Origin of the sequence: Grylomicrobium aquisgranense (assembly GCF_033971865.1) — a bacterium.
Lineage (GTDB): Bacteria > Bacillota_I > Bacilli_A > Erysipelotrichales > Erysipelotrichaceae > Bulleidia > Bulleidia massiliensis.
In genome coordinates, this window is record NZ_JALBUR010000014.1 from 1 (window position 1) to 12,537 (window position 12,537).

Annotated in this window: 8 protein-coding genes; 1 reads left to right on the forward strand and 7 read right to left on the reverse strand. The window is 49.2% G+C overall.

Annotation, left to right across the window (positions count from 1 at the left end):
• The coding region (locus MOZ60_RS06620; protein ID WP_370596074.1) for an RNA-guided endonuclease TnpB family protein at window positions 1–713 on the forward strand (713 nt) is incomplete at its 5' end.
• A gap of 209 nt (window positions 714–922) precedes the next feature.
• Here the strand turns inward: MOZ60_RS06620 and ung are convergent.
• From ung to MOZ60_RS06655, 7 genes are all read right to left on the reverse strand, one after another.
• Window positions 923–1,591 carry a uracil-DNA glycosylase gene (ung, locus tag MOZ60_RS06625; RefSeq protein ID WP_108774362.1) on the reverse strand — a complete coding sequence of 223 codons (669 nt, stop codon included), beginning with the start codon at window positions 1,589–1,591 and terminating at the stop codon, window positions 923–925.
• 2 nt (window positions 1,592–1,593) lie between these two features.
• Window positions 1,594–3,468 (reverse strand): DUF885 family protein, encoded by a 1,875-nt coding sequence (locus MOZ60_RS06630; protein ID WP_370596075.1) that lies wholly within the window; start codon window positions 3,466–3,468, stop codon window positions 1,594–1,596.
• 413 nt (window positions 3,469–3,881) lie between these two features.
• Complete coding sequence (pulA, locus tag MOZ60_RS06635; RefSeq protein ID WP_370596076.1) at window positions 3,882–6,017, reverse strand: type I pullulanase; 2,136 nt, start codon at window positions 6,015–6,017, stop codon at window positions 3,882–3,884.
• Window positions 6,018–6,038: 21 nt separating this feature from the next.
• On the reverse strand, window positions 6,039–8,441 hold the full coding sequence (locus tag MOZ60_RS06640) for a glycogen/starch/alpha-glucan phosphorylase (protein ID WP_370596077.1): 2,403 nt from the start codon (window positions 8,439–8,441) through the stop codon (window positions 6,039–6,041).
• A gap of 18 nt (window positions 8,442–8,459) precedes the next feature.
• Window positions 8,460–10,229: a 1,4-alpha-glucan branching protein GlgB gene (gene glgB / locus MOZ60_RS06645; RefSeq protein ID WP_370596078.1), complete on the reverse strand. Its 1,770-nt coding sequence runs from the start codon at window positions 10,227–10,229 to the stop codon at window positions 8,460–8,462.
• A 121-nt stretch (window positions 10,230–10,350) separates the two neighbouring features.
• Window positions 10,351–12,036: a phospho-sugar mutase gene (locus MOZ60_RS06650; RefSeq protein WP_370596079.1), complete on the reverse strand. Its 1,686-nt coding sequence runs from the start codon at window positions 12,034–12,036 to the stop codon at window positions 10,351–10,353.
• 71 nt (window positions 12,037–12,107) lie between these two features.
• Window positions 12,108–12,374 carry a phosphocarrier protein HPr gene (locus tag MOZ60_RS06655; protein ID WP_108774368.1) on the reverse strand — a complete coding sequence of 89 codons (267 nt, stop codon included), beginning with the start codon at window positions 12,372–12,374 and terminating at the stop codon, window positions 12,108–12,110.
• Between the last annotated feature and the right edge of the window lie 163 nt (window positions 12,375–12,537).

A 12,537-nucleotide genomic window follows, 5' to 3' on the forward strand; every position in this document is an offset into this window, starting at 1 on the left:
TCAGAGCACATCGTACGGTGCCAGCACACGGCGTACTGAAGTCTGTTACTGTCACCCATGAGCCTGATGGCAAATACTATTTTTCACTCCTGTACGAAGTGCCGCATGAAGAGATATGCCATGACATCGATCCGGACAATGCAATCGGGCTGGATATGTCTATGCATAACTTTTGTGTCGATTCCAACGGTAAGCATATCGATTATGGCAAACCATATCATGCTATGCAGAACAGAATTGCCAGAGAGCAGAGAAAACTGTCTCATATGGAGAAAGGATCTTCCAACTATCATAAGCAGCGGGTAAAAATTGCAAAGTTGAGTGCGAAAGCCAAGCATCAGCGCAGCGATGCCTTACACAAGCTGTCACGACAGTTAGTGGATACCTACGACATGATCGGAATAGAGGATCTGAATATGAGGGCAATGTCACAGTTCTTGCACTTCGGCAAGTCTGTCGGTGACAAGGGATGGGGTATGTTTACCAGCATGCTTGCTTATAAAGCACAGAGGGCTGGAAAGCGCGTCATCAAAGTTGGGAAGTTCTTTCCCAGCAGCCAGATGTGCCATGCATGCGGGACATTGCACAAGCTCACCAAAGATTTGGCTGTGCGTGAGTGGACATGCCCTGACTGCGGACATCATCATGATCGTGATGAAAACGCAGCGCTGAATATCAGAGATGAGGCAGTGCGGATCTACTGCACATGCTGAAATAAAGCAACAACAACCGCTGGGACGGCGGGGATAGCCTGAAACCACTGTATGGAGAATGCAAGACCATGCAGAATACCTACAGCAGAATGCATCGCGCCTCATGGGCAACTGTGAGATACGTACACATTCCTGACAGTCTGGAAACACAGGAAAAAAGAAAAGTGGCCTGTGCCACTTTGAAGCTCGGTTACTTGTAGCCGAGTAGTTCACAGATCCGGAATCTGCCAGTTGATTGGTTCACGGCCATGTTCTTTCAAAAACGCATTTGCCCTGCTGAAATGGCGGCAGCCAAAAAAGCCATAGTGCGCACTGAGCGGCGAAGGATGCGGTGCTTCCAGAACAAGATGGCGGCTGCGGTCAATCATGGATGCCTTACTGCGGGCATTGCGGCCCCACAGCAGAAACACAACCGGTTCCTGTTTCTCATTGATTCTGGCAATGGCATGATCCGTGAAGGTTTCCCACCCTTTTCCTTTATGGGAAAGCGGATGGGAATCCTCGACTGTCATGATCGTGTTGAGCAGAAACACACCCTGCTTTGCCCATGGCATCAGATAGCCATTGTTAGGGATGTAGCAGCCCAGATCATCCTGAAGTTCCTTGAAGATATTCTGCAGAGACGGCGGAATGGGAACGCCAGGATTAACCGAAAAGCACATGCCATGCGCCTGTCCTTTCTGATGATAGGGATCCTGGCCCAATATCACAACTTTGATATCCGGATAATCGCAGTTTTCAAAGGCAGCAAATACCTGCTGACGGGGCGGATAAATGTTTCCATGGGAATATGCTTCATGCAGAAAGGCAGATAATTGCCTGAAATACGGCTGCTGCCATTCTTCCTGCAGCCATGGCCACCAGGTATTATGCACCATACTTACTCTGCCAGTCCCTTCCTGTTATGCTTTTTCTTCAGTACAGCAAAGACAATGATTACCACTGCGCCAGCCGCAATTGCTACACCATAGACCGGGGCAAATGATGAAGATGCAGATTTCTTTGTCTTATTTTCAGACCTCATCGTGCCGCCATTGGCTTCTACCCAGGCAGACACATCATCCTCAACAGAATCCAGCGTTCTGGGTCCATTGTCGAGAATCACCCTGTTAAAGTCTTCCAGCTTGAAATCATCGCCAAGTGCTTCCCGTGCTTCCTTCTCCAGCGTCATCAATCTTGCCAGGCCATAGCCATAGCTGTTATAGTCCGCCGGATAAATCAGGCACTGCTCATAAAGGCTGGATGCCGCCTGTGTGTTGAGACCTACACTGCGCAGGTAATCAGACAGGTCATCCTCGTCCCAGCCCATGCCATTGACACCGATATCAGCCAGTGCACACAGTGCATAGTTCAATTCGGCCATCACCTGCTGGTAAGCAGCATCAGAATCACTGAGCACATTCCAGCTGTAAGCATGCACCTCTGCATACATTGCCCATCCTTCCGTATAGCCAAGGAAGCTGCAGGCTTCCCGGATCAGATTTGGCTTTGTCGCAAGGTAATACACATGCTGGTAAAGATGGCCCGGATACCCCTCATGGGCAAGGGTGCCATACAGTTCATTCAGATCGGAAATATTGGCATCATTGATCTTGATGATATTGCTGGTGTAATCATCGACTGGTGAAGAAACATAATAGGCAAGCACATTGCCAGACACAACACTTGGATCAAGGCTTGTAGCAGTATATGTCACATCCGGAATTGCCGGGAAACCGTAGTTTGTTTCTTCGGAGGAAAGATAGCTGAGAATCCTGTCGGCATCCGTGAAATTCACGGTGCCGCTGCCGGCATTGGCACCAAGCGATGCCAGCTGACTCACCGCATCCTGAATAAAGCTGTCCAGCTCATCAAACTGATCATCCAGAGACCTGGACGTACTGGCTGTATTCTGTTCATCCAGCGTGTAGTAATCCAGGCCGCCATCCATATCATAATAGCCGGTCTGACCGCCCTTTCCCTTGTAGCTGTTCAGCGTATCGGCAATCGTCTGGCAGGAAGGAATGATCTGATTGATGACAATATCACTGACCTGTGTCTTCAGATCCACCCTTTCTCCATCTGTCAGAAGCTGTGAGGCATCCGCATCATCATTGAAGTCGGCAATGATCGGATTGTCCTGCGTCTTTGCAACAAAAGAAGAAATCTGTGATTCTGTTTCTTCCAGCGCTTTATCTGACATAAAATAGCCAGCTTCAGCCTGTTCTTCCGTAAAGCTGAGACATGCCTGCAAATAAGACGGCACCGACTGCAGCAGCGTGATGTAATCGTCAAAGTCACTTTTTGTATAGAAGATAAACTCGGTCAGGTTGGTAGACAGATTGGTCACCAAATTATTGCCCGGTGTAAACAGCCAGCTATAATTCTCATCTGAACGGTTCAGCTGATCTTCATAAGCATATACAAGGGCATCATAGTCATGCTGCTGAGTCGTGCTCAGACTGTCATAATCAAAGGCCCTGAGTTTGGCAAGCATATCTTCGGCTTCGCTTCTGGCTTCACTGAGCTCTGTGCGAGGATCCCTGCCAACCTGCACAGCAGGTTTGACAATGCCAAGGCTGTCAGGATCTTTCACAGTAAAATGCATAGTGAGATAATCCTGTTCCATCGTATTGATAAAATCCTGCTGCAGCAGGGCATCAAAATCAGCATTGCGCTCTTCGCTGTCATCGGCATGTACAGAAACAACTGCTGCCGGTACACACAGCAGGGCTGCACACATGATGCAAATGGCTTTCTTCAAACGGTCTGTCATAGATACTCCTTTTACTTTTGCTCATTATACTATAAATTGCCCCGACTGCCCCCGCAGACACAGGTCAGATGTTGATTTTGTACTTCTGGAATCCCATATTCGCAGCACTCACAAGTACATTTTTACACACCGCATATATGCTTTAGATGTTCAGATCAGCATTGTGTGTATCTGCCAGCTTTTGTCAAATACGCACTGGCTTTCAAATGGCTGTTCAAACCTCTGACTGTCTTTTTTCCATATCACATGCCCTGTTTTCACAACTTGTTCTTTCCGGCCGCAATGGCCTCCATACGATTTTCCATGCGCCAGATCAGGAAGTGACGAAAGGCTTTCACATGCAATCTCTGATACTGTTCCAAAAGAAAATCATATCTGGTGTAGATATGACTTCCTCATTTTCTGTTGTGACCTTACTGATCCGGATTATTCTTTACCGCCACAATCACAGATAAGCCAGGTACGTAAATCACGGAGCTCTTCTGCGCCTGCGGATTGCCATCGTGGTCAAAGATCACCTGCCACTCATCCGCACTGCCATATTCCCGATTGTCATAGGATGGATTGTAAAGGATCCTCACATCTGTACATGCATGCTCAGGATCAGGACAGTGAATATCGCAGACAACCACATTGCCATCCATCACGGATACATGCACATTGTCGCAGACTTCCTTCTGGGTAGCATAATGAAACGCTTTGTATTCCCTGCGCAGGGCAATTGCCCGGCGTGTATATGCGACGATCTCCTGATTCTGAATTGCTCTGTCCCAGTCCATCTGATTGATGCCATCACCCGCATTGTAGGAATTCGATACATTGTTCTTGGTACCGCAGAATTCCTGACCTGCATGCAGGAATGGAACACCAATCGAGAAAAGTGTCGCTGCCAGCAGCATCTTCTGGCGCAGCAGACGGGTGTCATGATTCTCACTCGAGCAGCAGGCACGCATCTTGTCCCAACTGGTCGCATTGTCATGGGTCTCGGTGCCATTGATGGTCTTGCATGGTGAATCAAAGCGATAGAAATACGGATCACCGATCACATTGCCAGTCACTGCCGAACACATGCCAAATGCCATGCCCAGATCGCCAGTAATATATCCTTGGGCATACTTCTGATCATCTGAAGTCCTGCCCTTTACCGTATCACGGAAATAATCGTTGAAATGGCCGATATCCGGCATCCGGTTCTGATTGACAATACATGCTTTGTCCTCCGGTGCCAGCATGGTCGGCATATCCCAGCCTTCTCCATATAATAAGGCATCCGGCTTTCTGGCTTTAACCGCATCATGAATCGCATTCATCGTATCCACATCCAGGACACCCATCAGATCAAAACGGAAGCCGTCCACATCATACAGATCCATCAGCTTCGTGCAGACATCCACAAAGTACTTCCGCACCATCGGCTGGGTGGAAGACAGGTCATTTCCGCAATAGGAACCGTTTGACAGGTAGCCGGAATCATTGTAGCGGAACCAGTAATACGGGGTCAGACACTGGAACGGACTGGAATCCACATCGTACATATGATTGAACACCACATCCAGCGTTACCCGCATATCATGCCTGTGGAAGGTATCCACCAGCATGCGCAGTTCCTTCATGCGTGCATACGGATCATCCGGATCCGAAGAATAGCTGCCTTCAACCGTCAGATACTGGGCCGGATCATAACCCCAGTTATAGTTGCGGGAAGGATGTTCCTCATCCACAGTCACAAAATCCAGCACCGGCATCAACTGTACATGCGTTACGCCAAGAGAGGCCAGATAGCTCATCCCGGTCGGATGCCCCTTCCAGGATGTATTTTCTTCCCGCAAGGCATCAAAAGTGCCATGCGTGCTTGTACCGCTGTGAGCCGAACTTGTCATATCCCGCACCGAGCACTCATAGATGATGGCATCCACAGCAGAATTGATCTTGGTACTGCAGGGAATATGGGTATGCGGCACCAGATTTGGATCAATGACAGCTGAGGCATGTCCATTGGCCGTTGAGGACAAAGCATACGGGTCAAGCGTTTCCCTGACCTGTCCATTGCGGTTGACAAGATACGTATAGGTCGCATGGCGCAGATCACCATTCACTCTTGCCCGCCACACCCCATGATCTGTTCTGGTCATCGGATGAGCAGTGCGCGAGCCGCGGTTATCCAGTTTCAGAATCACGCTGACAGCGGTTGGTGCCCATACGGAAAACAGTGTATACAGCGGATGGTATATTGGTCCCAGATCATCGCCATCATACATGAATTCTTTGGTAAAGAACGGCTTCTGGCAGATCAGCCGCATTTCCACCGGCACCGACAGACCATGAGATTCATGCAGGCGGTAATCAATGCCAAACGGCAGATCCGCCGGCGTTGTCAGCAGATATTTCACAGCATCGGGATGATCCTCCACACTTTTGATAATCAGATCCATGTACAGACCCTGCTGGGATGTCAGATAGAAATAATCCGAACGGCCTCCATAAAAGCTGCTCTTCATCCAGATGGTAATCACCCCAAAATCATCCGCATATGCATGCATAGCCGGCATAACTGTTTCCTCTCTTTCCTGTTAGAAGTGAAGTTTTTGCAGATCCCAGATATCGTGGGCATACTCTTCAATCGTACGGTCGGAAGAGAAGTAGCCACTTCTGGCAATATTGACAAGGCAGCTGCGGGCCCAGGTATTACGGCTGGCATATCGTCTGGCAATCTCTTCCTGGGCTTTGACATATGCATCAAAATCGGCCAGGACAAAGTAGGTATCATTGCGGGTAATCAGCTCATCATAAATCATTCTGAACTCATCCGCACTGCCATTCCAGAATCCATTGATCAGCGTATCCAGCACATCATGAATACGGCCGTCCTGCTGATAATAGTCATAGGCATTGTAATGGTATTGCAGCGTATTGAGTTCCTCCACTGTATGGCCGAAGATCACATCATTGTCACGGCCGACCAGACTGTCAATCTCCACATTGGCACCATCCAGTGTTCCCAATGTAATTGCACCGTTCATCATGAACTTCATATTGCCTGTGCCGGAAGCTTCCTTGCCAGCCGTACTGATCTGCTCAGACACATCAGAACCCGGCACAAGTGTCTCAGCCATCGTCACACAATAGTTTGGCAGAAAGACAACCTTGAGCACATCCCTGGTGTCTGGATCATTGTTTATTTTAGCGGCAACGCAGTTGATCAGCTTGATCACACTCTTGGCAAATGTATAGCTGGAAGCTGCCTTGGCTGCAAAGAGATATGTATGCGGCGCAATCCGGAATGAAGGATCACGCTTCATGCGCTGATACAGATAGATCACCTGCATGATATTCAGCAGCTGCCGCTTATAGGCATGAAGGCGCTTGGCCTGGGTATCAATCATCGAAGAAGGATCAATAATCTCTCCGGTCAGATCTCTGACATATGCCGCAAGCTTTTCCTTGCGCACCTGCTTGACATCCAGGAAAGCTTCCTGCACAGAAGGATCATCCACATGTTTCAAAAGATCTTCAAAATGATGATAGTCCTTCTCCCATGCTGTACCGATCGTATCATCCAGCAATTTCCTCAGCTCTGGGTTGCAGTACATCAGCCATCGGCGCGGGGTAACGCCATTGGTCTTGTTCTGGATCAGATGGGGATACAGACGCACCTGATCGCGGAAGAGATCATTCTTCAGAATTTCCGTATGGATGCCAGCCACACCATTGACCGCATGAGAGCCAATCAGTGCCAGTGCCGCCATATGCAGCGTGCCGTCACGCAGAGGACGGGTGCGGCTGACAAGATCCGGATCATCAGGGCACTGCTGCCAGGCCCAGGCACAATAGCGCCGGTCTATTTCAGAAATAATCATGGCAATGCGCGGCAGCAGATTCTCAATATACTGCATCGGCCATTTTTCCAAAGCTTCGGCCATAACCGTATGATTGGTATAGGAAACCGTTTCCTTCACAATTTGCCATGCCTTGTCCCAGGCGTAACCGTATTCATCCATCAATACCCGCATCAGCTCCGGGATTACCAGCACCGGGTGTGTATCGTTGAGCTGGATGGCAACCTTCTCGCCAAGATTGTCCAGAGAAGGATGGTTCTTCAGATGGGTTTCCACAATGGAATGCACACCGGCACAGACAAAGAAATATTCCTGTTTCAGGCGCAGATACTTTCCTTCCTCGGTGGAATCATCCGGATAAACATTCAGACAGATCGCTTCCACATCAGAAAGATACTGGCGGTAATCCCTGTCACGCGGCGCAACATCCGCCGGTTCTGCACTCCACAGACGCAGTGTATTCACCGTCTTTGTATGAGCACCGATCATCGGCATGTCATATGGCACAGCAAGTACATGACTGGCGTGGCGATGCCTGAAATGCATATCACCATTTTCATCATAACTGACCTCAATCTGGCCATAGAACTTCACATCCACGGCATGCTTGAGTTTGCGAATCTCCCACGGATTGCCAATCCGCATCCACATATCCGGCATTTCTACCTGCTCACCATATTTATTGATAAACTGACGGAACAACCCTGCCCGGTAGCGGATGCAGTTGCCATTTACCACATAGTTCTCACTGGCAGCAGAGTCCATAAAGCATGCCGCCAGACGGCCAAGACCGCCATTGCCAAGACCCGGATCATTCTCCTGATCTGCAATTTCCTGATAGGAAATACCAAGCTCCTGCAGTCCCTCTGTCACTATGTCATAAATGCCAAGATTCTTCAGATTGCTTGTCAGCATCCTGCCCAGCAGAAACTCCATCGAAAAGTAATACACCTGCTTGAGATCCTGAGAAGCTGTTTCATTTTTGGTATCCTTCCAGTAATTTGACGCATAATCGCGCACCATTGTACCCAGGGTCAGGTATTTCTCAGCCGGACTGGTCTGCTCCATCTCACAGCCATACGCCTCCACCAGTCTGCGATGAAACTCCGCCTTGAACTCTCTCTTATTCCTGAACATGCAATCCTTCTTTCTAATCTATTTCTGCCGCAGCCACAAACATGCATACGGCATCAGAACAATATTTGTAACCTTATCCTTTATATATACCTGGCAGTTATTCCGGCCCCCGTATTCCTTCGCCTCAGAATCAAGCAGCACTTCAGCACCTGTATCGGGAATCTCTGTTTCCTGCTTTTGATCACTGGTATTCAGCAGGCAGACAAGATTTCCACGCACAAAACCAAAGACACCATGCTTGCCCTTTAAGAACCAGTGGAAAAGCACAGGGTCATCCTCATGCACAAACAGGGCACTTTCCTGCTGGTACAGCTCATTCAGCCTGGCAAAGTATTTCTGAAAGCTGGCATGAGAGGGATAGTCCAGCAGATTCCAGTCCAGCGCCCGGCTTTCATCAAACTCCCGGAACATGGCAATCTCATTACCCATGAAGTTCAGCTTTTTGCCAGGATGGGCAAACATATAGCCATACAGGGCACGCAGCTGCGCGAACCTGTCATCATAGCGGCCATACATCTTTCCCATCACCGTATGCTTGCCATGCACATTTTCATCATGAGACAGAGGCAGCACAAAGTGTTCACGATAAAAATACTGCATGGAAAACAGCAAAGACTGCGGATGCGTGATCCGCACTTCAGGGGATGTACTAAAGTAATCCAGAGTATCATGCATCCAGCCAAGATCCCATTTGCCATCAAAGCCAAGGCCGCCATTCTGTACGGATGTGGTCACTCCCGGGTAAGCCGTGCTGTCCTCCGCGCACATCCATACTTTGGGATAGTACTGATGCATGTAATAGTTCAGACGCTTGATAAAGTCAATGCCCCCCTGGTTGATGCCCCTGTCCTTATTGCCGCCCCAATAGATGATGTTGCTGATGGCATCCAGGCGCAGTCCATCAATATGATAAGTTTCACACCAGAAGGCACAGGCACTCATCAGAAAAGAGCGCACTTCTTCCCTGCCAAGATCAAAATTCAAAGTACCCCACTCGCTCCATGCATCCTCAGGACGTGAATACTCATACAGTGCTTCCCCGTCAAAGCGGGCAAGGCCAAAGGCATCTGCACAGAAGTGCACCGGCACCATGTCCAGAATGACACCGATGCCCTGCCGGTGGCAGGCATTGACAAAAGAGGCAAACTCATACGGATTTCCATACCGTGATGTCAGTGCATAGCAGCCGGAAACCTGATAGCCCCAGGAACCATCAAACGGATGTTCCTGCAGAGGCATCAGTTCAATATGCGTGAAGCCCATCTTCCGGACATACGGAATCAGGTTTTTTTCCAACATGGCATACGTATATGGATTGTTGCCGTTCTTCTTCCAGCCTCCGGCATAAACTTCATAGATACTGACAGGACGGTTATCAAAGGAAGAAGGACGGCTCTGCCAGATCTCATCCGACCATGTCAGACGGCGTAAATCCACAACTTTGGAAGCTGTTTCCGGCCTTGTTTCCGCATAAAAGGCAAACGGATCCGCCTTGTCAATCCAGTCGCCACGGTTTGTTTCAATCCGGTATTTATAACTGTCCCATTCATACACATTGGGTACAAACACCTGCCAGACACCGGTAAAGCCGGTGCGGATCATACGGATAGGATGATCCTCCCAGTTGGTGAAAGAGCCGATGACAAAGACATTGCGGGCATGCGGGGCATAGACGGCAAAGCCGACGCCTTCACAGTTGTTCATGCGGCAGCGGTGCGCACCAAAAAGCTTCCAGGCATCAATGCACTGGCCGGCATGGTACTGCGCCATCCGCATCTCATCATCCATGATGTGTTCCCCACTTTCTAATACAGCTCTCTGACTGCTCAATTTTAATGGATTATAAGCCCGGTGTGAAGTGATAGCAGAAAAAAAGACACAGATGGAAACCCATCTGTGTCCCAATGACTCAGGATAATAACGGTTTGACAGCCGCAGCAAGATCGTCCTTCTCTTTCTGCGCCTCTGCCAGGGTTGTCCCCCTGGTTGTAAAGTAAGTCTTGATCTTTGGCTCTGTGCCTGAAGGTCTCACGATTACAACCGCACCATCATCCAGATCATAGCGCAGGACATTGGCCTTCGGCAGACCTGTTTCTTCACTGTCTTCATAGTCCGTAACTTTGACAACTTTATGTCCGGCAAAGGAAACCGGCGCATTCGTGCGCAGACCGGACATGATGCCAGCCATCTTCTCCATGCCGGAAAGACCGTCAAACTCAAAGGCATCCACCTTGTTCAGATAGCGGCCATACTGAGCGTAGATCTCTTCCAGACGCTGCTTGATGGAAGAACCCCTGGAACGATAGTAGGCAGCCATCTCACAGATCAGCATGGAACCTACAATGGCATCCTTGTCACGGACATAGGAGCCAGCCAGATAGCCATAAGATTCCTCAAAACCAAAGATGAATCTCTTCTCTTCCCCTTTTGCCTCAAGCTGGGCAATCTGATCACCAATCCATTTGAAGCCGGTCAGCGTATGCCGCAGTTCAACGCCATAGTGCTTCGCTACTGCTTCAGCAAGCGGTGTGGAAACAATGGATTCCACTGCCACCGGATGTTCAGGCATCGTGCCCTTTTCAATACGGCCGGCACAAATGTAATCCAGCAGCAGAACACCCATCTCATTGCCGCTGACAAGCTCATAGGATCCATCCGGACACTTCATGGCAATACCGACACGGTCCGCATCCGGATCCGTTGCCAGCATCAGATCAGCGCCCTCTTTCTTTGCCAGTTCCAGGCCAAGCTTCAGGGCATCAAAGATCTCCGGATTCGGATAGGAACATGTTGTGAAATAGCCGTTTGGATATTCCTGCTCCGGCACAATCGTGATATCCGTAATGCCCATATCCTGCAGAACATGCGTCACCGGCACAAGACCCGTGCCATTCAGCGGTGAATACACAAGCTTCAGGCCAGCCTTTGCACAAAGGCCAGGCCTTACCTGACATGCCTCAATAGCTGCATACAGTGCATTCTTGCACTCATCAGAGACAAACTGAATCAGTCCCTTCTGTACACCCTGTGCAAAGCTCATATACGCCGCGCCAGTCAGAACATCCGTCTTCTGAATCGACGCATAAACAACCGCAGCCGCATCATCTGTCATCTGGCAGCCATCCGGTCCATACGCCTTATACCCATTATATTTTGCCGGATTGTGCGAAGCCGTGATCATAATGCCTGCATTGCAATGATAATAGCGGGTTGCAAAGCTCAGTGCCGGTACCGGCATCAGCTCATCATAGATCACAACATGAATGCCATTGGCAGCCAGTACACCAGCCGCATCACGGGCAAAGTTCCATCCCTTCAGACGGGAATCATAGGAAATGGCAACGGTCTGCGTACCGCCCTGCGTCTTCACCCAGTCCGCAACACCCTGGGTAGCCTGACGCACCACCCAGATATTCATCCTGTTGGTACCAGCACCAAGCACCCCTCTTAAACCTGCTGTACCAAACTTCAAAGCAACGGCAAAACGATCCTTGATCGCCTCATCATCATCCGCAATCTGATGCAGCTCATGTTTCAGATCAAAATCCACCAGATCCGCCTGCAGCCAACGATTATACTCTTCCCTGTAATCCATTATCTATTACTCCTTTTCCCTGAAAAAAAGGGATTGGCGCATATGGCCAGATCCCTTCTTTATTCCTCACTTCAGGCAATGACTTTCTGCGCGCGCAGCACGTCTTCGATTGTCTTGACGGCAACATCCTCATCCTCACCATCGCATGTGACAGTGATTTCAGACTGTGTCGGAATACCAAGAGACATCACACCCATGATGGACTTCATATTCACGGTACGTCCCTTGTAGGATACCTTTACCTCACTCTTGAACTTGCTGGCAGCATTTACGGCAACCGTAGCAGGACGTGCATGCAGTCCTACCGGGTCAACGACTGTAACTGAAATCTGTTTCATTTCTATCATTCCTCCTGAATTTCATTGACTGGTATTATTTTAACCCACCATGTGCCAGTTTACAAGCGGTTACAAATACTGTGAAAAAGATTGTCTAAATTGCACAACTCACTGCAACAGATCCATTGCGCTGAATTGATTGGAATCAGGATGATGATTTATG